The 19,216-nt window shown below is 64.7% G+C and carries 20 protein-coding genes; 8 read left to right on the top strand and 12 right to left on the bottom strand.

Annotation, left to right across the window (positions count from 1 at the left end):
- The first annotated feature begins 43 nt into the window (after positions 1–43).
- Entirely contained in the window at positions 44–757 is a 714-nt protein-coding gene (locus tag KQ307_RS06010; RefSeq protein ID WP_259727297.1) for a lipoyl protein ligase domain-containing protein, read from the top strand.
- Here the strand turns inward: KQ307_RS06010 and KQ307_RS06005 are convergent.
- Positions 741–2,018 (bottom strand): site-2 protease family protein, encoded by a 1,278-nt coding sequence (locus KQ307_RS06005; RefSeq protein ID WP_259701328.1) that lies wholly within the window; start codon positions 2,016–2,018, stop codon positions 741–743. The two genes, KQ307_RS06010 and KQ307_RS06005, sit on opposite strands and share 17 nt — an antisense overlap.
- A gap of 80 nt (positions 2,019–2,098) precedes the next feature.
- Here KQ307_RS06005 and KQ307_RS06000 point away from each other — a divergent pair, with 80 nt between their 5' ends.
- Together KQ307_RS06000 and KQ307_RS05995 are read left to right on the top strand one after the other, a co-directional pair.
- On the top strand, positions 2,099–2,764 hold the full coding sequence (locus KQ307_RS06000) for a phosphoribosylanthranilate isomerase (protein ID WP_259701274.1): 666 nt from the start codon (positions 2,099–2,101) through the stop codon (positions 2,762–2,764).
- A 147-nt stretch (positions 2,765–2,911) separates the two neighbouring features.
- Positions 2,912–3,457: a hypothetical protein gene (locus KQ307_RS05995; RefSeq protein WP_259727296.1), complete on the top strand. Its 546-nt coding sequence runs from the start codon at positions 2,912–2,914 to the stop codon at positions 3,455–3,457.
- Positions 3,458–3,538: 81 nt separating this feature from the next.
- On the opposite strand, the gene folE is transcribed toward KQ307_RS05995, so the two are convergent.
- The 6 genes from folE to KQ307_RS05965 form a co-directional block, all read right to left on the bottom strand.
- On the bottom strand, positions 3,539–4,282 hold the full coding sequence (folE, locus tag KQ307_RS05990; RefSeq protein ID WP_259701276.1) for a GTP cyclohydrolase I: 744 nt from the start codon (positions 4,280–4,282) through the stop codon (positions 3,539–3,541).
- A gap of 8 nt (positions 4,283–4,290) precedes the next feature.
- A complete protein-coding gene (locus tag KQ307_RS05985; protein ID WP_259701277.1) occupies positions 4,291–5,001 on the bottom strand; it encodes an SDR family oxidoreductase in 711 nt (236 codons plus the stop codon).
- Positions 5,002–5,024: 23 nt separating this feature from the next.
- The gene (locus KQ307_RS05980; protein ID WP_259701278.1) at positions 5,025–6,014 is read right to left on the bottom strand and encodes an acetyl-CoA carboxylase carboxyltransferase subunit alpha; all 990 of its coding nucleotides are present in this window, start codon (positions 6,012–6,014) and stop codon (positions 5,025–5,027) included.
- 28 nt (positions 6,015–6,042) lie between these two features.
- On the bottom strand, positions 6,043–7,095 hold the full coding sequence (locus tag KQ307_RS05975; RefSeq protein WP_259701279.1) for a long-chain acyl-[acyl-carrier-protein] reductase: 1,053 nt from the start codon (positions 7,093–7,095) through the stop codon (positions 6,043–6,045).
- Positions 7,096–7,194: 99 nt separating this feature from the next.
- Positions 7,195–7,902 carry an aldehyde oxygenase (deformylating) gene (locus tag KQ307_RS05970; RefSeq protein ID WP_259701280.1) on the bottom strand — a complete coding sequence of 236 codons (708 nt, stop codon included), beginning with the start codon at positions 7,900–7,902 and terminating at the stop codon, positions 7,195–7,197.
- A 54-nt stretch (positions 7,903–7,956) separates the two neighbouring features.
- Positions 7,957–8,793: a creatininase family protein gene (locus tag KQ307_RS05965; RefSeq protein WP_259701281.1), complete on the bottom strand. Its 837-nt coding sequence runs from the start codon at positions 8,791–8,793 to the stop codon at positions 7,957–7,959.
- A 60-nt stretch (positions 8,794–8,853) separates the two neighbouring features.
- Here KQ307_RS05965 and KQ307_RS05960 point away from each other — a divergent pair, with 60 nt between their 5' ends.
- The 4 genes from KQ307_RS05960 (at position 8,854) to KQ307_RS05945 (ending at position 12,410) form a co-directional block, all read left to right on the top strand.
- On the top strand, positions 8,854–10,191 hold the full coding sequence (locus KQ307_RS05960) for a S1 RNA-binding domain-containing protein (RefSeq protein WP_259727295.1): 1,338 nt from the start codon (positions 8,854–8,856) through the stop codon (positions 10,189–10,191).
- A complete protein-coding gene (locus KQ307_RS05955; protein WP_259727294.1) occupies positions 10,188–11,075 on the top strand; it encodes a Tab2/Atab2 family RNA-binding protein in 888 nt (295 codons plus the stop codon). The genes KQ307_RS05960 and KQ307_RS05955 overlap by 4 nt, the downstream gene beginning before the upstream one ends.
- Before the next feature lie 24 nt (positions 11,076–11,099).
- The gene (gene pgeF / locus KQ307_RS05950; RefSeq protein ID WP_259727293.1) at positions 11,100–11,933 is read left to right on the top strand and encodes a peptidoglycan editing factor PgeF; all 834 of its coding nucleotides are present in this window, start codon (positions 11,100–11,102) and stop codon (positions 11,931–11,933) included.
- A 114-nt stretch (positions 11,934–12,047) separates the two neighbouring features.
- Entirely contained in the window at positions 12,048–12,410 is a 363-nt protein-coding gene (locus tag KQ307_RS05945) for an AbrB family transcriptional regulator (protein ID WP_259701285.1), read from the top strand.
- Here KQ307_RS05945 and KQ307_RS05940 read toward each other — a convergent pair.
- The gene (locus KQ307_RS05940; protein ID WP_259701286.1) at positions 12,349–14,169 is read right to left on the bottom strand and encodes an NAD(P)/FAD-dependent oxidoreductase; all 1,821 of its coding nucleotides are present in this window, start codon (positions 14,167–14,169) and stop codon (positions 12,349–12,351) included. The genes KQ307_RS05945 and KQ307_RS05940 overlap by 62 nt on opposite strands.
- A gap of 302 nt (positions 14,170–14,471) precedes the next feature.
- Between KQ307_RS05940 and KQ307_RS05935 the strand changes: the two genes are divergently transcribed.
- Complete coding sequence (locus KQ307_RS05935; protein ID WP_259701287.1) at positions 14,472–15,278, top strand: MBL fold metallo-hydrolase; 807 nt, start codon at positions 14,472–14,474, stop codon at positions 15,276–15,278.
- A 161-nt stretch (positions 15,279–15,439) separates the two neighbouring features.
- Here KQ307_RS05935 and KQ307_RS05930 read toward each other — a convergent pair whose 3' ends face one another.
- The 4 genes from KQ307_RS05930 to ilvB all read right to left on the bottom strand — a co-directional run bounded on the left by KQ307_RS05930 (position 15,440) and on the right by ilvB (position 19,184).
- Entirely contained in the window at positions 15,440–16,579 is a 1,140-nt protein-coding gene (locus tag KQ307_RS05930) for an ABC transporter substrate-binding protein (RefSeq protein ID WP_259727292.1), read from the bottom strand.
- A 93-nt stretch (positions 16,580–16,672) separates the two neighbouring features.
- Complete coding sequence (locus tag KQ307_RS05925; protein ID WP_259701289.1) at positions 16,673–16,903, bottom strand: GIVxVP protein; 231 nt, start codon at positions 16,901–16,903, stop codon at positions 16,673–16,675.
- A complete protein-coding gene (locus tag KQ307_RS05920) occupies positions 16,900–17,283 on the bottom strand; it encodes a thermonuclease family protein (RefSeq protein WP_259701290.1) in 384 nt (127 codons plus the stop codon). Before KQ307_RS05920 ends, KQ307_RS05925 begins: the two co-directional genes overlap by 4 nt.
- Before the next feature lie 47 nt (positions 17,284–17,330).
- Entirely contained in the window at positions 17,331–19,184 is a 1,854-nt protein-coding gene (gene ilvB / locus KQ307_RS05915) for a biosynthetic-type acetolactate synthase large subunit (RefSeq protein ID WP_259727291.1), read from the bottom strand.
- Between the last annotated feature and the right edge of the window lie 32 nt (positions 19,185–19,216).

Below are 19,216 nucleotides of genomic sequence, written 5' to 3'. Positions count from 1 at the left end.
CTGGCGCTGGATTCCGCCACTCAACTGCCCAGGCGACTGGCAGATGGCCATCGATGAGTGGCTGCTCGATGAGCTGGTGGCTGGCCGTGGATCGGCAGCCTTTCGCTTCTACACCTGGTCGACCCCCACCCTTTCCCTTGGTTTCCACCAGCGCACGCTGGAGCCCCACTGGACCACTCTGGAGCAGCAGGGGCTGATCAAGGTGGTGCGGCGACCGAGCGGTGGTCGGGCGGTTCTGCACGGTGGTTGCCTCACCTATGCCCTGCTGTGGCCCCAGGCTCCAGGGCCGCGCAGCCTCAGTTATCGCCTGGCGAGCCAGTGGTTGCTGGATGGATTTCAGCAACTTGGCTGCCCCCTGGCCTTCGGCTCTTCGGCGCCCGGGCTGCAGCGCAGCAGCTGCTTTGCCACGAGCACCAGCGCTGATTTGGTGGAGATCAACGGAGCCAAGCGGGTGGGGAGTGCCCAGCTGTGGCGCCAGGGCCATCTGCTTCAGCACGGCAGTGTGCAGCTCTCGCCCACCCCAGGCCTCTGGATGGAGATCTTCGGCGCCGAGCCACCTGAGCTGTCTGCCCTGCCGATCGATGGGGATGCCCTCCTGGCGCATCTGCGTTGTTCGGCAGAGGCGGCTCTGGGTGGGGGTGGATTTGATTCGAGCCCGCTCAACGAGACGGAGCTTGCCGCGATCGATCTCCGTCGACAGCAGGCTGGGAGCGAACCAGTGCCCCTGGCTCGGGCCGGCCTCACTTCGCGGAGCTGATCGCAGGCGGGGTGGCGGGCGGTGAGCCGGGTTCAGCAGGGAGAGAGCCGGCGATGCCACGGGCCACCTGGCCAAGGGCCAGGCCCATCGGGTAGCTGCCCTGTCGCCGGGCCGCATCCAACAAGGCCGTCGGCAGGCGCAGGCCCAGACGCTTCAGCACCGCTTCGGAAAGCTCCGGACGCTCAATGGTCCCGGATGGGAGGCCCGCGTCACTGAGCACAAGCAGACGATTGACGCCAGGCTCTTCCAGTTTGAGGGCCGCCTGCCACAGCGGCGCAGACTCGCTGATGGAACTGAGCGAGGCAAGCGGCTGCAGGTGATCCCCCACCTGCTCGATCTCCCAGCGCTGGACCGGCAGTGATTGCAGGGCTCCATCGTCGATCAGGCCTTTCCAGCGGCCCCGATCACAGACAAGGATCCAGTCAGCAGGCTGGTTGGAGGGATCACTGCGGCGAACCCCGCTGAGCTCCTTCAACGAGGCATCGGCCTCGAGAACCCGGAAACGACGGCCGGCGGCCTCACGGACCTTGAGATCGCGGAGGGCCGTCTCCAGGGAGAGCAGCTGGAGCTGGCTCCTGGAGGCGCCGAGCCCGAACCAACCCAGCAGCACCAGCCAGATCGCTCCGAAGCCGCCGCCACGAAGCACCAGCAGGGTGCCCATGCCGATCGCCATCAGCGACAGGAAGCGGCCGATCGCCGCCGCAACCTGCACCCCACGCCGCTGGCTGCCGGTGTGCTGCCACACCAGCGCCTTGACGATCAGACCGCCATCCAGGGGCAGACCGGGCAGCAGGTTGAACAGGCCAAGCATGAGGTTCAGGCCCCCGAGCTGCTCCACCATTTCGCCCGCCATCGGCGAGAGGTGGGAAACGAAGTGACTGCCTTGAAGCAGCAGCCCGGCCAGCACCAGGCTGACCAGGGGGCCGGCGGCCGCCACCTGCAGAGCGGCCAGCGCCGTGCTGCACTCCCGCTCCACCGTGGCCACCCCGCCCAGCATGAACAGGGTGATGCTGCGGACCTTGACGCCGTGGGCGATCGCCACCAGCGAATGGCCCAGCTCATGCAGCAGCACCGAAACGAACAGCAGCAGCGCCGTTGCCAGGGAGAGCAACCAGAGACTGAGCAGGGAGGCCTGGCCGGCGAACTGGGCGCTGTACTGCTGCTGAAAGAGCACTGTGACCAGGCCGAGAATCACGAACCAGCTGGGATGGATCCGCAGGGGTATGCCCTGGATCCTCATCAGCAACCATCCCTCGCCCACGCGATTCATTCCGGCTATGCCTCAGGCGGAGCCCGAAGTCGTCGAACATGAATCTTAGAAAGACCACCGCTCCTGAGGCCGTGCCTGTTCCGTTGTTGAAGATCTGCGGCCTGCGGCGGAGTGATCAGGCGGTGGCGGTGGCGAGCAGCGGCGCCGATGCGGTGGGCGTGATCGCCGTGGAGGGATCCCCCCGCTGGCTGGAGCCGCCCCTCCGCCCTGGCCTGTTCGCCGCTCTGCACCAGAGCAGTCCGCACTGCCTGGGCGTGCTTGTGGTGGCGGATCCAGGGGACGATGAGCTTGATTCGCTCCGGCCAGAGCAGGGCGGCCACGACGTGGTTCAGCTCCATGGCCGGGAATCACCGCAGCACTGCCGTCAGCTGGCCGAGCAGCTGGGATGCCCCCTCTGGAAGGCCCTGCGCGTGCGCCACCCCGCTGATCTGCAGCGGGTGATGGCCTACGCCGGTGCTGTGGATGCCGTGTTGCTTGATGCCTGGGTGCCTGACCAGCTGGGGGGCAGTGGTCAGCGAATCCCGATCGAGTGGTTGAGCGGCTTTCAACCGGCCATGCCGTGGTGGCTGGCCGGTGGGATCTCTCCGGAGAACGTGGCGGCTGTTCTGGCCGCGGTTCAACCGGATGGGCTGGATGTCTCCAGTTCGGTGGAGCTGGCTCCGGGCCTCAAGGATCTGGGGAGGGTGAGCCAGCTGATTGAAGCAATCAGGGCAGCCCATCCTCGGCTCGCTCCCTGAGCCGAGGATGGGCTGCCAACGGAACCTGGCCCTGTGACATCTGGGGCCTTCAGGGCCCTTCAGGAGTGGATTGAGGGGATGATCAACGAAACGGCTCAGCGTCCGGGGCAATCCAGCTTCGGGGATCTGCAGAATTCAATGGATTCAATGGGACTTCCTGACGTGCCGATGGTCCGCAGCCTGTCGAGGGCACCAAGGCGATCGGCCATCGCCATGGCTGCTCTGCTTGGTTCGTTGCTCGCTTCAGGTCTGGCCCAGGCCCAGGGAATGGTGCCCGGTTGTCAGTTGGTGGATGGCAGCCTGCAGTGTGTGCCTGGACTGACGGCTGATCCCGAGCAGCAGATCCAGATCCTGCGGAAGCAGATCAGCGCTGATCAAGGCCTGGAAACCGTTGTGAACCAGCAACAGGCCCTTGTTCAGCAGGCACTGCTGGCCCGCCCCGCCCTGGTGGGTGCTGTCTTGAGCGCGTCATTGACAGGTTCCGGAGCCTCTCCTGTGGATTTCCACTGGTATCGAATCGCGCCGGGACAGCAGAGCTGGCAGCTCATTCCTGAGGCAAGGGGGGCGAGTTACCGACTGACGATGCTGGATGTGGGTCAGCAACTGATGGTGGTATCCGTGAGTGGAGCCGGCACCACAACCGTCAGACAGAGCTCACAACCTGTTGGGCCTGTCACTCAGACCCCTCGCTGATCACGGCAGCCACAGCCTGCTGCATGATCTCCGTACTGCCCGATCACATTTCCGGCAGCTGGATACCGGGCATATGAATGCTCAGCTGGTGAGCATCGATTCCTGCTGCCTGACCAGCTCGAAAAATTCCTGTTTCAGGCTGGGATCGTGGCGGAAGTCCCCACGAACGACGGAATTCACCATGCTTGTCTGTGGTTCCTTGACCCCACGCCATTTCATGCAGTAATGCTGGGCCTTGACAAGGATCGCCAGCCCCTGCGGACAGCAGAGCCGTTCGATTTCATCGGCCAGGATCATCACAGCTTCTTCCTGGATGTGGGGGCGTGAAAAGACCCAATCTGCCACCCGGGCGAATTTGGAGAGCCCGATCACACGGTCCCCTGGTTTGATGCCGATCCAGCAGTTGCCCAGGATGGGCACAAGATGGTGGGAGCAGGCAGAACGGATGCTGATCGGCCCGACGGTATAGATCTCATCGAGCTTCTTGACGTTTGGAAAACTGGCGATTTTGGGCTGTTGATGGTAACGACCCTTGAAAACTTCATGAAGATACATCCGAGCAACGCGCTCAGCTGTTTCTTCGGTGTTGTGGTCGTGGTCGATATCAATCACCAAACTGCGCAGCATCTCCCTCACCTTGCCGGCAACCTCGATTTCCAGTTGCTCCAGATCACCATCCTGAAGAAAATCGGAAATGTTGTCGTTGGCGAAGAAGGAGGCCCCGGCTTGCACGAGCCTTTCCCGAATGCGATGGCTGATCGGTGCAGGCGCCAGCTCCGGGGCCGTTGCCCGTGGGAGTGAAGCGGAAGGAAGGGTGGATGTCATGGAAGACTTCAGAAAGCTCCGGTGGCGGGCATGAGGGTGAGATCCTCCACCACTTGGGTGGAAGGCTGTTGAGCGAGAAACAGGAGGGCTTCAGCTGCTTGGTCTGCACTTAGCATGGCACGGGTGTCGAAACTTCCGTTGACGGTATCCGACACCCACAGGGGGGTATTCACGCTCCCGAGGGTCAGGGTGCAGACCCTGACTCCGTGACTGCGCTCTTCTTCTGCAAGGCAACGGCTGAACGCTTCGAGTGCGGCCTTCGATGTGCAATAGGCGCCCCAGTTGGGGAAGGCCCTTCGGGCAGCATGGCTGCTGACGTTGATGATCAGGCCCGATCCCGTAGCCCGCAGTGTGGGCAAGACGGCCTGGCAGACCTGAAACACGCTGGTGACATTGAGTTGAAGGAGCCATTGCCAGTGGCTCAGGGTCATCTCAGCCAGAGAGCCGGTGTAGGCAGCTCCAGCATTGTTGATCACCACCGCAGGGGTGATTCCGAGCGAAAGCAACTGATGGATTGCCCCAGTGATCGAGTCGGCGTCATTGAGATCGGCAGTCACAACCCCGACCTGGCAGTCGGAACTCCGCAAGGAGTCGGCCAGGAGGTCCAGCTCCGCGCTGGGACGGGCCAGGAGCAGAAGATCCCAGCCTGCTGAGGCAAAGCGTCGTGCCGTTGCTGCACCAATACCCCTGGAGGCACCCGTGATCAGAACAGCAGCCAAACAACCTCCTTAACAATTTTATTTTAATTGCTCAGAGAAGAATCTGTGGCCCCGGCTTCGATGAACCTGCCGATCCGGCGGAACTTTTCGTAACGCTGGTTCAGCAGATCCGCTTCGGATAACGCACAAAGGCTGGCCAGCTGCTCCAGCAGGGCCTCTTTCAGCGTTTTGGCCGCCTGGAGGGGCGACCAGTGGTTCCCCCCAGACGGTTCGCTCAGCACTCCGTCGATCACGCCGAGCTGGAGCAGGTCGGCGGCGGTGATCTTCAGGGCTGCCGCCGCGGTCGTCGCCTTCGCCGCGTCCCGCCACAGAATCGAGGCGCAGGCTTCCGGGCTGGCCACGGTATACACGCTGTGCTCAAACATCAGCAGGCGGTCGGCCACACCGATGCCGAGCGCGCCGCCGGATCCGCCTTCCCCGATCACCGTGGCGATGATCGGAACCCTGAGCCGGAACATCTCCCGCAGATTCACGGCGATCGCCTCGCCCTGTCCCTGTTCCTCTGCCAGCACCCCCGCATAGGCACCCGGAGTGTCGATGAAGCTGAGGATCGGCAGCCGGAAACGATCGGCGTGGTCCATCAGTCGCATCGCTTTGCGGTAGCCGCCTGGTGAGGCCATGCCGAAGTTGCGGGCCACATTCTCCTTGGTGTCGCGACCTTTCTGATGGCCCAGCAGCACCACGGCGTGGGATCCAATGCGACCGATTCCCCCCACCAGGGCCTGGTCATCGGAGCCGCGCCGATCCCCATGCAGCTCCAGCCACTCCTCGGTGATCACCTGGATGTAATCCAGGGTGCTGGGCCTCTGGGGGTGGCGCGCCACCTGGATCTTCTGGGAGGGACTCAACGCACCGAAGATCTCCTCGCGGCGCCGGGCGGCGAGGGTTTCCAGCTGGAGGAGCTGCTGGCTGACATCCACTTCGGAATCCTTGGCCAGCTGGCGGATCTGTTCAATCTGCTCCTCCAGTTCAACGAGGGGTTTTTCGAAGTCGAGCAGGGGGCGGCGGGCCATCGGGGAGAGAAAGGTAAAAACAGGGGGTTCAGAGCATGGCGCCGGCCAGCGAACGGATCCTGGCTGGATCGAGGCCAAGGGGCTTGAAGCCATGGCGACTGGAAGCCGCACCGATCTGCTCCATCGTCTGGGTGGTGATGCGGTTGCGTCCCCAGCTGAAGTTGGTATGCCAGCCCTCGAACTCCAGGAGGATCGCCTCTGCGAAACAGGCAAACATCTGGCGTTTCGGTTGATCCATGTCGGCCACCTCCATCATCTGCCAGTCGATGTCAGTGAAGAACTCAACGATGCCCCCCTTGAGGACGTGAACCCCTTCCGCCTGAATCTTCGAATCGAGGTTCTTGGGATAGCCCCCATCGATCATCAGACAGGGTGATCGGAGCCGCTGCCAGTCGATCGAGAGCGACTGGGGCAAGCTGGCCACCCAGACGACCACATCGGCTTCGGGCAGGGCCTCTTCCAGGGGAAGAATCCTGCCCCCTGCCAAAGACGCCTGCAGATCAAGCAGGCGCTGCTGATGCCTGGCCACAAGCAGCAGTTCACCGACGCCGGTTTTGTCCTGCAACCAGCGGCAGACGGCGCTGCCGATATCGCCGCTGGCTCCGACCACCGCCACCTTGGCTTTGCTGAGATCGATGCCCAGCAGCGGGGCGTTGATCTCGACCTGGCGGCAGATCACCCAGGCGGTGTGGGTGTTGCCGGTGGTGAAGCGCTCCCATTCCAGGGTTGTGGAGCGAATCTGCTGAAACTTGGCCAGATCGAAATTCTCGAAAATGATCGAGGTGAATCCACCCAGGGCCGTGATCGCGATTCCCTGCTTCTGGGCCAGCTCCATGGCGTTCTGGACCTTGCGGGTTGCTGTCTTGAAGCGGGACAGCATCTCCGGCACGAAGCAGGAGTCGATGTAGGCGCCCTCGATGGTCTGGCCGGCAGGGTCAGTGATCGTCAGTTTTTCGACCAGTTGGGGCGGTGCGCTGCACCACATGTCCAGGTCACCCTCGGCGTAGTCCTCGTAGCCAAGGTTCCTTGCCTTTTGCCGAGCCTCCTCGAAGTTGCTGGAATGTCCGATCAGACCAAACATGGAATCTGTACCTCTCGAAGCGAACCAACGTTCGCGGGCCACCTTGTAGTGCAGGCTACCGCTCGGTGTGATCGCTTCAGCAGCGTGCCCCCCCAGGGTTCAGCCGACCAGGGCTGCGGCCGCCATGCGGGCAATCTCCCGGCCGGTGAAGCCGATCTCGGCAAGCGCCTCCTGATAGGCGATCAGGAAGTCCTCGATCAGACCTTCCTTTTCCATCTGGAGCACGGCCGCATCGCCAGCGACCTGATCGAGCATCTGGCGGACCAGAGGCAGATTCTGGCGATTGGCCTGTTCCAGTTCGGTGCGGCTTGCCTCCAGGTTGGCCTTGAGCCATTCTTGCCCGTAGTTCAGGTGGGTGTATTCATCCTTGACCACACCTTCGGTGATCTTGCGGGCAAATGGGTCGGCTACAGGGATGTAGATGTGATAAGCGGCGATGGCGAAGGCTTCAATCAGCAGGGCTTGAATCAGGAGGCAGGTCACCACCTTGCCCTCGGCCAGTGCGGACTGGAAATTGTCGTGGAGCGGGGAGAAGAACTGTTTGGCGAATGGCATGTCAGCAACCACATCCAGATTCCTGGCACAGGCCTGAAACCCTTTCATGTGCTTGAGCTCCATCCGGGCAAGGCGAGCAAGCTCGTCGGCCTGATCGGGAATGAGCGACCCCAGCGACATGTAGTTGTCGTGGGCCTCCTGTTCACCTTCGATCACAATGGCGTTGATGCGGCTGTAGGCATCTTTGTATTCATTGGTGGTGAAATCCGGCAGAGCGTCCAGAAGGGCCGACGTGGTTTCCGCAACGGTCATGACCGCGGTTACTCAGAGATTGATTCAACTGTAACCACCGCCCGACGAATCTGATCACCCCCTCGGCGGCCACTCGCTGCTGAGGAGCCCTCCGAGCAGCTGACTCCAGCCGATCACCAACGCTTCATACAGAGCCTCCCCCAAGGCGGCGCTGGCACTCCGGGCATCCCCGATCACCCCCGAGCTGGAGAGATCTGCCGTGAGCCAGGCGTTCGGCACGGAACCCTCCAGGCTCCAGCCGGCCGGGGCTACTGCCGCGACTTCCCGGCCCAGGCGCCCGTCATGGGGCCGCTGCGGACCGACCAGCTCCGGCGCGAGGTGAAGCATCAGGCTTGTTTCGGCCAGGCCGGCATGGAGACCTTCGTGGCGTTCCGGTTCCGGCAGCAGGGAGGCCACACCCTGCGGCCCACTCCAGAGGAAGCAGGGCAGCACCGCCATGGCTGGCTGTGCGGCCCTGAGTTGCCTGGCAGCGACCTGCAGCAAGGCGATCTGCCCCCCATGGCCGTTGAACAGCACCAACCGGTCGAACCCCGCTCCCGCCAGATCACGGCCCACGGCCATCACCAGAGCAATCAGCGCTTCTGCCGAGAGACTCAGGGTTCCAGGAAATCCTCGATGCTCAGGTGAGAATCCATAGCTGGAGAGAGGCAGCCGCCAGATCGGCAGCGCCTCCGGCAGCCGCTCCAGCACGCCGTCCAGCACCCGTTCGGAGAACAGGCCATCGGTGCCGATCGGCAGGTGGGGGCCGTGCTGCTCCACCGCCCCGAACGGCCAGATCACCGTGCTGCCGGGCCGAGCGGCAGCCCTCTCGATCGCCGGCCAGGGAAGTCTTTCCAGTGATCGCTGCGCTCCGCCAGTTGGTGGGGCGTCGGTCTGGCCGGCCGCATCCATCCTGGAAACCCTCAGCCCGTGATCCTTACAGTGTGGTCCTACCCGAGTTCCGTTGGAACCATGGCCGGATCCGATCAGCAGCCAGCGCGCGATCCCCAGGCCGGATCACAACGGCCGCTTCCAGCTTCCGGCTCTCGCCTGCAACCCCCCACCCCCCTGCGCAAGCCGCTTCAGGTGCTGCACCTCAGCCGCAAGGAGCAGCAACCGGCCCCTGTGCTGGATGAGCCCAATGTCCAACCCAGTCAGGCGGAGTCGCCGGTGCGCGCCACCAATCCCCTCCAGCCCTCTGCACCAGTCCGCTCTGCCCCGTTCCGACCGGGCCAGGGCCACTCCGATCAAGCCCACCCTGCTCCAGATCGCACCGATCCCGAGGATCGGGATGGCGATCGGTTTGAAACGGCCAGCCTGGAAGGCTTGACGATGGCTGATCTGCTGGGCGGCGAGAAGCCCAGCTCCAGAGGCGCCAGCCCTGGGCCGAAGCCTGCCAGCACGCCGGCACGCACGGTCGATGAGTTTGATTTCGACGAGGACGCCTTTCTGGCGGCCCTGGACGAAAACGAGCCGGTTGGGGCCACCGGCGAGGTGGTCAAGGGCGTCGTGCTCACGGTGGAGAGTGATGGCGTCTACGTCGACATCGGCGGCAAGGCACCCGGCTTCATGCCGAAGGCCGAATGTGGCCTCGGCGTCATCATCAACCTCAAGGAACGCTTTCCCAGGGGACAGCCGGTGGAAGTGCTCGTGACGCGCGAGCAGAATGCCGACGGCATGGTCACCGTCAGTGCCCGCGCCCTGGCCCTGCGCCACAGCTGGGACAAGGTGAAGCAACTGGAGAAGGATGGAATGGTCGTGCAGGTCAAGGTGAGTGGCTTCAACCGAGGCGGCGTCACCTGTGACCTGGAAGGTCTGCGGGCTTTCATTCCCCGTTCCCAGCTGATCAACGGGGAGAACCACGAGGAGCTGGTGGGCAAGACCCTGGGCGCCGCCTTCCTTGAGGTGAACATCGAAACCCACAAGCTGGTGCTCTCTGAAAAGCGGGCCAGCACGGCGGCCCGCTTCCAGGAGCTGGAGGTGGGTCAGCTGGTCGAGGGCCAGGTGGTGGCCGTCAAGCCTTACGGGTTGTTCGTCGATCTCGGCGGCGTCAGTGGCCTGTTGCATCAGTCGTGCATCACCGGCGGCACCCTGCGCGATCTGCGCGAGGTCTTCGACCAGGGCGACCGTCTCAAGGCCCTGATCACCCAGCTCGACCCGTCCCGCGGCCGCATCGGACTGAACACGGCCCTGCTGGAGGGCCAGCCCGGCGAATGGCTGGTCGACAAGGAGAAGGTGATGGCCGAGGCGGAAGACCGGGCCAACCGGGCCCGCAACGGCCTGCGTCAGCAGGAGCAGACCGCCGGATGAGCAAGGCTGCAGCCAGCTCCGTCTCCGCCGACTGGGAGCTGGACTACTTTTCCCGACCGGTGCTGGAGGCCGATGGCAAGAAGCGCTGGGAACTGCTGATCTGCTCCACTCCGGCCTTTGACGCCACCGAAGCGGGGTTTCGCTGGGTCAGCGTCTGTCCGGCCACCAGCGTCAACTCGATCTGGCTGCAGGGGGCCCTCACTGAGGCCCTCGCCGCTGCAGAGCGGGATGGCTACCGCCCCCCCCGGCGCCTGCGCTGCTGGCGGGCCTCGATGCGCACGATGGTGCAGCGTGCTGCCGAAGCGATCGGGCTCGAAGTGGTGCCCAGCCGCCGCTGCTATGCCCTTCTCGACTGGCTGGCTGAACGGGAGCGGCGGGTCTATCCCGAGGAGGCGGGCTATCTGGCGGGCCCGCTGGCGCCGCCACCGATTCCGGTTGCCGCACCGGCTGTGATCCTGCCTGAAGCTGTTCGCGGTGACCGTTGGAGCTGGGCCACCCTCACGGTGGCCGCTCTCCAGGAAGCCTCCGCCTGGGAGATCGGCTTCAGCGGACTGGGAGCTTTGCCGGCCGGTTTGGCAGGTCAGCTTGTTGTTCCCGGCATCCGCCTGTTCAGCGCCAATCGGTCCCTGGCGATCGCCGGCTGGATGGCGGGGCTGGAGCCAGTCCGCCTGGAGATCAACGACGATTCTTTGCTGCTTGAGGCTGCCCTTGAGAACCGCTGGCTGCTGGGCAAGGTGGAGGAAGCGGAGGCTGAAGCGGCCAGGGCCGTCTTTGCCCTCGCCCGCCAGGAGGTGGCTGGCCTGCAGTTCATCGCCGTCCAGAGCACTCCCCAGTCGGAGAGGTTCGATGGTTTCTGGTTGCTCCGCGATCTTCCCGATCCATGACCTCTCCCCAGCAATCCCACCTCCATGGCTGAAGCCGTCGAAGCGCCGTTCGATCGGCCGGATCGGACCTTCAACAGCCTGCCCGGCTGGACCTGGGTGGGGACCTATGGCGGCTATTTCCTCCAGGCTGATCGGCTGGCCGATTTCGAACATGGCTTCTTCACCCGTCAGTGGGGCGGACGGGGCCCGGAGGAACTGGCTGGAGCGATCAGCGCCGGTGTGAGTGTGCACCGCACCCGACAGGTGCATGGCGCGAAGGTGCTCGGGGCCGATCTTGCGACAGGGGAGCCCTGGCCCGCCGCCGATGGCCTGTTCAGCCGGGAAGGTGGTCAGAGCCTCTGGGTCTGCGGGGCTGATTGCACCCCGGTGCTGTTCGCCGATGGCGCCACCGGCCAGGTGTCGGCCTGCCACGCCGGCTGGCGAGGTGTGGCGGGTCGCATCCTGCCGGAAGCGATTGAGCAGATGGAGCGACTCGGCAGCCGGCGCGAGGACCTGCAGGTTGCCCTTGGCCCAGCCATCCATGGCGCGGCCTATCAGGTGCACGCCGATGTGGCCCTGGAGGTGGCGGCCAGCCTGGTTTCGGCAGGCCTACCGGATCTGCTCGATGCCTCAAGCGATCGGCTGGCGAGGCTGGAGCCGTTGCAACGCTGCGGTGCTCTGTCCGACGATCCCCAGCCCGATCGATTCAGGCTTGACATCCGTGCGGCCGCCGCCCAACAGTTGCGGCTTGAAGGCTTGTCCGCCGATCAGATCAGTGTGTGTCCGCTCTGCACGGCTGCTGAGCCATTGCTCTTTCATTCCTGGCGCCGAGATCAGGTCAAGGCCGTGCAATGGAGCGGAATCGTGGCCCAGGCCTGAGCCTCCTCTGGTCATCCTTTCTGGATAGAGAGTTGTGTGTGGATTCCTGTCGCCGCTGGCTTGCCGGATGGCGGATGATCTTATAGAATCCTGAAGATATCTGAACCGTTCAACATGCTTACCGGCGCCGATCTTCTTGCCAAAGTAAAGGAGATGGGAGACGTCAGCAAATCCGAGATTGTACGGGCTTGTGGCTACGTCTCGGCAAAGAAGAATGGCAGTGAACGATTGAACTTCACAGCCTTCTACGAAGCCCTGCTCAATGCCAAGGGCGTGGATTTCAGTTCATGGAGCAAAATCGGCAAGGGTGGTCGCAAGCTCAGCTTCACCACCAAGATTCAGTTCAACGGTAATCTGATGGTGGGTAAGGCTTACACCAGCCTGCTTGATCTCAAGCCGGGTGATGAGTTCCAGATCAAGTTGGGACGCAAGCAGATTCGCCTGATTCCTCTCGGCGCTGACGACGAAGACGAGTGAGGGCAAGCGCCTCCGCCACCTTGATGCCATCGATGGCTGCGGACAGAATGCCGCCGGCATAGCCGGCTCCCTCCCCAGCTGGATAGAGCCCCCGGACATTGATGCTTTGCAGGTTTTCCCCCCTTGGGATGCGAACCGGTGAAGAGGTGCGCGTTTCCACTCCGGTCAAAAGGGCAGTGGCCATGCTGAAACCGGGAATCGTGCGATCGAAGGCAGGCAACGCCTCCCGGATCGCCGCCGCCGCGAAGGCCGGCAGGCAGGCTCCGAGGTCGGCCTGGTTCACTCCAGGCCCGTAGGAGGGCTGAATCAGATCCGCAGCTTCCCCCGTTTCTGCCAAACCCGTGCTGCCGGTGTCGATTGTGGTGCTGGTGCTGGTGCTGGTGCTGGTCTGGGACCCTTGCAGGAAATCCCCCACCCGCTGGCAGGGGGCGCGGTAGCTCCTGCCTCCGAGTGCGAAGGCCTTCGCCTCCCAGTGGCGCTGGAAGGCGATGCCGGCGAGGGGGTCGTTGGCTCCCTGGCCGAAGGGTTCCAGGTCAGCGAGCTGCAGACCCACCACGATGCCGCTGTTGGCATTGCGTTCATTGCGGGAATGCTGGCTCATGCCATTGGTCACCAGATGGCCCGGCTCCGAGGCGGCAGCCACCACCAGTCCACCGGGGCACATGCAGAAGCTGTAGACACTGCGGCCATTGGCGCAGTGGTGCACAAGCTTGTATTCCGCCGCGCCGAGGCGCGGATGGCCGGCGAAGGCGCCCCACCGGGCTTGGTCGATCAGCGACTGTGGGTGCTCGATGCGTAGCCCGATCGAAAAGGGTTTGGCTTCGATCGCCACACCCTGCTCCAGCAGCATGGCGAAGGTGTCCCGGGCGCTGTGACCCACTGCCAGCACCACCTGATCGGCGGCTAAACGGCTCCCATCAGCCAGCCAGACCGCAGCCATCTGCTGGGCCGGGAAGCGATCGTCACCGATGCCGGCGCTGACTGCGCCAGACCGGCCGGCGGGCGGCAGTGTTGTGAGTGGACCTGCTTTGGCTGGGATTGTTTCCAGTCGCACCACCCGGCTCTGGAAGCGGATTTCGCCACCGAGAGCCTCGATCCTGGCGCGCAGGCCCCGCACCACGGTGGCCAGTTTGAAGGTGCCGATGTGGGGGCGATGCAGATGGAGGATGTCGGGATTGGCCCCGCAGGCCACCAGTTCCTCCAGCACCTTGCGCCCATGGTGCTGGGGATCTCGGATCTGGCTGTAGAGCTTGCCGTCGGAAAAGGTGCCCGCCCCCCCTTCGCCGAACTGCACGTTCGATTCCGGATCGAAGGGTCGCTGGTCTCTCCAGAAGCCGAAGGTGTCGGCGCTGCGTTCCTTCACAGCCTTGCCCCGCTCCAGCAGCAGCGGTTTGAAGCCCATCTGAGCCAACAGCAGGGCGGCGAAGTAACCGCATGGACCGGCCCCGATCACGATCGGACGCGGGCGGCCATCCGGGCATTCTGCGGCGCGACCCACAAACCGATAGGTGGCGTCGGGGCTGGGCCGGAACTGGGGATCACGGCCGAGGCGTCGCCGGGTCCCTGGCGATAGGGCGAGGTCAAGATCGAGGCTGTAGCTGAACTGCACGGCGGAGCGGCGACGGGCATCCACGCTCCTCTTCACCACCCGGAGAGCCAGCAGGGCCTCGGCTGAAATGCCCAGGCGATCGAGTACCGCCTGACGCAGCTCCGCGTCGGAGTGATCCAGGGGGACCTTGAGTTCGCTCAGCCGGAACACGCTGCCTGCTCGCCGGTGGAAATGTCACTTCCCCACCATTCCAGCAGCCAGGGCCCAGGTTGCTTCCGGTCGCTGCCAAGCTTGGAGTCACTGAATCCTTTGCAGCCCTGCGCAGCCAGCCCATGGGACTGACCCACTGCCCCCTTTGCATCGGTCTGGCAGTTCTGTGTGCCGTGCGCTTCAGTTCCCATGCACTCCTTGTCTGGCAATGGCGACGGCCGGGCTCTGAGGATCCGCTGGAGGTGCTGCCACGTCCCTGTCCACAGGCGATCTAGGGTCTCGGCTCAGTCCAGGATCGGCCAATGGCCTTGCATGCCACCTATTACGGCGCCAATGGCTGGTTGCTTGAATTCGGTTCGTTGCGGGTGTTGCTTGACCCGTGGCTGACTGGCAGCCTGGAGTTTCCGCCGGGTCCCTGGTTTTTCCAGGCCACCCTGGCGGATCCGTGGCCGGCGCCCGAGCGGCTGGATCTTCTGCTGCTCAGCCAGGGTCTTCCCGACCATTGTCATCCCGCCAGCCTTGCGCTGCTCGATAAGCAGTTGCCGGTGGTTGGCTCCACCACCGCCGCCGTCCGGGCGCGTCAACTGGGTTTCACAGCGGTGACAGCCCTGGCGCCTGGCGACTGTCTGGACTGGCGAGAGCTGCGGATCACTGCCACTGCAGGAGCCCCGGTGCCGCAGCTGGAGAACGGCTACCTGCTCGAGCATGCAGAGGGTCGGCTCTACCTTGAACCGCATGGATTCCTGGCAGCTGAGCTGCCGGCCCAACCCCTCGACGCGGTGATCACCCCTGTTGTCGATCTTGGTTTGCCCGTGGCGGGGGCCTTTGTGAAGGGTCGTCAGGTTTTGCCTGCCCTGCTGGAGCGGTTTCAGCCACGCACCGTTCTGGCCAGCACGGCCGGCGGCACGGCCGAGTTCTCCGGGCTGCTCACCCGTCTCCTCTGGCAGAAGGGTTCGGTGCAGGCGGCGGAAGCCGTGGTCAACGCCCACCAACCCGCCGGTTCGCTCCGCCCGGCTGAGTCGGGTCATGGCTGTCTGTTGATTGATCCTGTGCCCGGCAGGCGATATGCCCTGGCGACAACGGCGCTCGAGGCTGCCAGGCGCCCCTGAACATGCCGGCCTTGCCTCAGCCATCCCGCGCTGGCTGGCCACCATGCTGTGCTCTGTCTCTCCCTGTACCTCCGGAGTTTGTCCTGCCACAGACCCCCCACGGATCAGCCTGACGGATCAGCCTGAGGGATCAGCCTGAGGGATCAGCCTGGAGGATCTGCTCAGGGACGCTTCAGTGGCTTCAGGGCCGTGAGTTTCCACTCACCGGTGGGAGGATTGGCAGCCGAGAGTTCAAGCCGACTGGCGGCTCCCTTGAGGGCAAGGCTGGATCCTTTGGCGCGGGCCTCCAGAGCCGCACACAGCCCAAGCGCCGGGGTTTTGGCATCGAGCCCGTCCAGGGCCCAGGCCTTCCGCTTGGCGGAGCCGTGGGCGGCGAGGGCGGTCAGCTGGCCGGTGTCATAGCCGGCCGCTTCCACCAGGCCTGGATCAAATCCATGGGCCGATCTGAACGCCTGCTCGAAGCGGTTCCAGCCAGGTCCACGGCTGAGCGGCTCAATGCCCAGCTGGGGATTGGGGCCTGGGGTCACCACTGGAAACGGCCAGACGAGGGTCAGAGTCTCCGGCAGGGATGCACGGGCCACCGCTTTGGCCAGGGGCGATCCGGGGGAGGTCATCACGATCAGCGCTTCAGGTTGATACCAGCCGATGTCGTCGCGTAACCGGTCGAGGCTCGCCTGGTCGGGCTTTTCCATCCCTGTCGGCTCGTTGGCCGGTCCCACCACCCAGCCACCGCCACCGCTGAGGGTCTCGGCCAAGCGGTCGGCCAGGACGACCAGCTCGATGGAGCCGTCATGGATCACCATCGCTTTTCCCTTGTCCTGTTCGATCAGTGCCCGGGCCAGACGATCCGCCTCCAGGCTGCGGGCGGGCAGCACTGGCCAGAGTCGATCGGAGCCCGGCTGGCTGGGCAGTCCTTGCAGGGAGATGCCCCGTTGCAGAGGAAGCAACACACTGATCTGGAGCTGTTGCGCCAGCAGGCCGTAGGGCAACAGCGACACGGCCGGAGGTGCGATCAGCAGTTTCGGCAAGGTTCGGCCCTGCAGGAACGGCCTGGGATCCTCCCCTGTCGGCAACCAGCCCAGTTCCAGCGATGGTGGGTTGATGCCGCAAGCTCTGGCTTCGTCCATCGCCAGGCCGTAGCCCCGCCGCAAGCCATCGCCGATGCCAGCCACCTGGCCATCGGCGGGCAGCATCATCAGCACCTGGGCACCGATGGCACCGCTGGCAGCGAGGCTCTGAACGCCGAGCAGGCTGGCGGCCAGACCGAGCGCACCCCAGCGAAGCTTCCCGGGACAGCCCACCTCTGAGGGTGTGCTGGGATCAACCTTTCCCGTGCCCATCATCGATTGCGTCCCGCCGAGGCAGGTTAGTGGTGAGCCTGCAGGCTTTTCCTTTCAAGGCCCATCAGCATCTGGCTGCTGAGCTTCGCCAGGATCCTGCTTGGTCGGCTCCGGCAGCAGCTGGCTGAGCAAACCGGTTGCCATCAGGATCCCCCCCAGGGTCGCTGCCAGGGTCCGGTTCGCCGCCGCCTCTCCCTGGTTCCAGAGGCTCGCCGCCAGAAAGGCGCCACCGAGCAGGAGGCTCGGGACAAGCACGATGCCCTTGGCGGTGCGATTCAGGCTCATGGCGTTGGCGGCGGCTCAGATGCCGGGCAACCCAGGGGAGCGCCGGGCGGGGTCAGGCGGGTGGCCAGACCTTCCCTGACCAGGCCTGTTCCGAGGTCGGCGCCCCCGGGGAGAAGCTTCACCTGGGCCAGCAACACACCATCGACGCTGCCGAGCGGCCTGAGATTCACCTTTGTGCGGCGCGGTAGCGCCCTGCGCAGCCATTCGGTGGCAGCCACGGTGTGGGAAGCATCCACTTCCACGCAACCGAGCCGAACGGGATAGCTGCGATTCTGATCGCCCACCTGGAGCAGATCTGCGCTGCGCACCTGCAGCACTTCAGCGGCCAGGGCCATCGGCGCAGCCGAGAGCATCGTGATCAGGCAGATCGCCAGTGCCATCGACCGGCTCCACTGGCTGAACCATCGCAGGGATCGGCTCGGGGAAGTCAGAGCTTGGCGCCGCAGGTGGGACAGAACAGGTGGGCGCTGATTGTGGTGGACCCACAGGAGCCGCATTGGCGGGTGGTGTCGATTGCCAGCTCCGGATGGCTGGGCAGGCCGACCATCTGGGCATTGCTGGCTCCCGGCGGCACCATCGGGTAGCAGTTTTCGTTGCGGCGCACCCGCACATCAATCAGGGCTGGACCTGGGTGGGCCAGGGCGGTGGCCAGATCCTCCAGCAATCGGTCGCGATCGGAAATCAGCACCCCCCTGACCCCGAAAGCTTCGGCAAGGGCAGGGAAGTCGGGCATGCCGGCCTCCATCTCAGAAGCGGAGTAACGCTCTCCGTAGAAGCTTTCCTGCCACTGGCGCACCATGCCCTGCCAGCCGTTGTTGATGATCACCACCTTCACCGGCAGCTGGTACTGCGACAGGGTGCCCAGCTCCTGGATGTTCATCAGGATGCTGGCGTCGCCGGCCACGCAGACGACCGCATCCGTGGGGTGGGCCACCTGGACCCCGAGGGCTGCCGGCAGACCGAAGCCCATCGTGCCGAGGCCGGCGCTGCTGATCCAGTGCCGGGGAGGATTGTTGAGAAACTGGGCCGCCCACATCTGGTGCTGGCCGACGTCGGTGGTGATGTAGGCATCCGGGGCAAGCTGCCGCAGGGCGATCAGCACTTCCTGGGGGGCGATAGCCCCCTGCGGTTCTGGAATCACCAGGGGATAGTGGGCCTTCCAGCTGTCGATCCGATCAAGCCAGGCTCTGGTGCGATGGGTGGCCGGCTCTTCGGCGGAGCAGAGCAGCAGGGCGTTGAGGGCTTCGCGCACATCCGCCACGATCGGCACCTCCGGCACCCGGACCTTGCCCACTTCCGCCGCGTCGATGTCGATGTGGATGACCTGGGCCCTTGGCGCAAAGCTGTCGATCCGGCCGGTGACGCGGTCGTCGAAACGGGCACCGACGGCAATCAGCAGATCGCATTCGGTGACGGCAAAATTGGCATAGGCCGTGCCGTGCATGCCGAGCATGCCGACCGCCAGCCGATGCCGCTCATCGAAACAGCCCTTTCCCATCAAGGTGGTGGTGACCGGCAGGGCAAAACGCTCGGCGAGCTGACGGACCGCCTCGTGGGCTCCGGAGCTGACGGCTCCGCCGCCCACATAGAGGAGGGGACGCCTCGACTGCCTGATCAGCTCGAGGGCCCGCTGGATCTGCTGGGAGGCTGGCGGAGCGGGCAGGCGATACCCGGCGGGAACAACGCTGCCGGGCTCGACCGGCTCGTAGTGAAACTCCTCAAGGCCCACATCCTTGGGGACATCGATCAGCACAGGCCCGGGCCGGCCGCTGGAGGCGATCAGAAAGGCCTCGGCCACGATCCTGCCGATGTCCGCCGGATCCCGCACGACCCAGGAGTGCTTCACGATCGGCAGGGTGATGCCGAAGATGTCGGTTTCCTGGAAGGCATCGGTGCCGATCGAGGCCCGGCTCACCTGGCCGGTGATCACCACCATCGGCACCGAATCCATCTGGGCGGTGGCGATGCCGGTGACCAGATTGGTGGCTCCAGGCCCGGAGGTGCCGAAACAGACACCCACCCGACCGGTGGAGCGGGCATAGGCATCGGCCGCGTGGGCGCCGCCCTGCTCGTGGCGCACCAGAATGTGCTTCAGCCAGCCGCGGCTTTCCGCCTGATGCAGGGCGTCGTAGATCGGCAGGATCGCGCCACCCGGATAGCCGAAGATGTGGCGGACGCCATGCCGGTGCAGCGCATCCATCAGGGCCTCCGCACCCCGGATGGGAGCCGGATAGGACGATTCGGCGGTGGTGGCCGCTGGAGAGAGGGATGTGAGGGTCACGGCAGCTGGGACGCACTCAACCAGAGTCACAA

The organism is Synechococcus sp. CS-1326, assembly GCF_025128115.1.
Taxonomy (GTDB): Bacteria; Cyanobacteriota; Cyanobacteriia; order PCC-6307; family Cyanobiaceae; genus Regnicoccus.
The sequence above is the reverse complement of the archived record's forward strand: the minus strand, read 5'-3'. Positions and strand labels throughout refer to the sequence as shown.

Bases quoted from the DNA above. Each gene is read 5' to 3' on its own strand.
- KQ307_RS05955 (WP_259727294.1), top strand. From the start codon at position 10,188: ATGAGCAAGGCTGCAGCCAGCTCCGTCTCCGCCGACTGGGAGCTGGAC.
- folE (WP_259701276.1), bottom strand. From the start codon at position 4,282: ATGACATCCACCCTTCCTTCCGCTTCACTCCCACGGGCAACGGCCCCG.
- KQ307_RS05975 (WP_259701279.1), bottom strand. From the start codon at position 7,095: ATGTTTGGTCTGATCGGACATTCCAGCAACTTCGAGGAGGCTCGGCAA.
- KQ307_RS05995 (WP_259727296.1), top strand. From the start codon at position 2,912: ATGGGACTTCCTGACGTGCCGATGGTCCGCAGCCTGTCGAGGGCACCA.
- KQ307_RS05925 (WP_259701289.1), bottom strand. From the start codon at position 16,903: ATGAGCCTGAATCGCACCGCCAAGGGCATCGTGCTTGTCCCGAGCCTC.
- KQ307_RS06010 (WP_259727297.1), top strand. From the start codon at position 44: ATGGCCATCGATGAGTGGCTGCTCGATGAGCTGGTGGCTGGCCGTGGA.
- pgeF (WP_259727293.1), top strand. From the start codon at position 11,100: ATGGCTGAAGCCGTCGAAGCGCCGTTCGATCGGCCGGATCGGACCTTC.
- KQ307_RS05935 (WP_259701287.1), top strand. From the start codon at position 14,472: ATGGCCTTGCATGCCACCTATTACGGCGCCAATGGCTGGTTGCTTGAA.
- KQ307_RS05965 (WP_259701281.1), bottom strand. From the start codon at position 8,793: ATGGATGCGGCCGGCCAGACCGACGCCCCACCAACTGGCGGAGCGCAG.
- KQ307_RS05920 (WP_259701290.1), bottom strand. From the start codon at position 17,283: ATGGCACTGGCGATCTGCCTGATCACGATGCTCTCGGCTGCGCCGATG.
- KQ307_RS05970 (WP_259701280.1), bottom strand. From the start codon at position 7,902: ATGACCGTTGCGGAAACCACGTCGGCCCTTCTGGACGCTCTGCCGGAT.
- KQ307_RS05980 (WP_259701278.1), bottom strand. From the start codon at position 6,014: ATGGCCCGCCGCCCCCTGCTCGACTTCGAAAAACCCCTCGTTGAACTG.
- KQ307_RS05945 (WP_259701285.1), top strand. From the start codon at position 12,048: ATGCTTACCGGCGCCGATCTTCTTGCCAAAGTAAAGGAGATGGGAGAC.
- KQ307_RS05960 (WP_259727295.1), top strand. From the start codon at position 8,854: ATGGCCGGATCCGATCAGCAGCCAGCGCGCGATCCCCAGGCCGGATCA.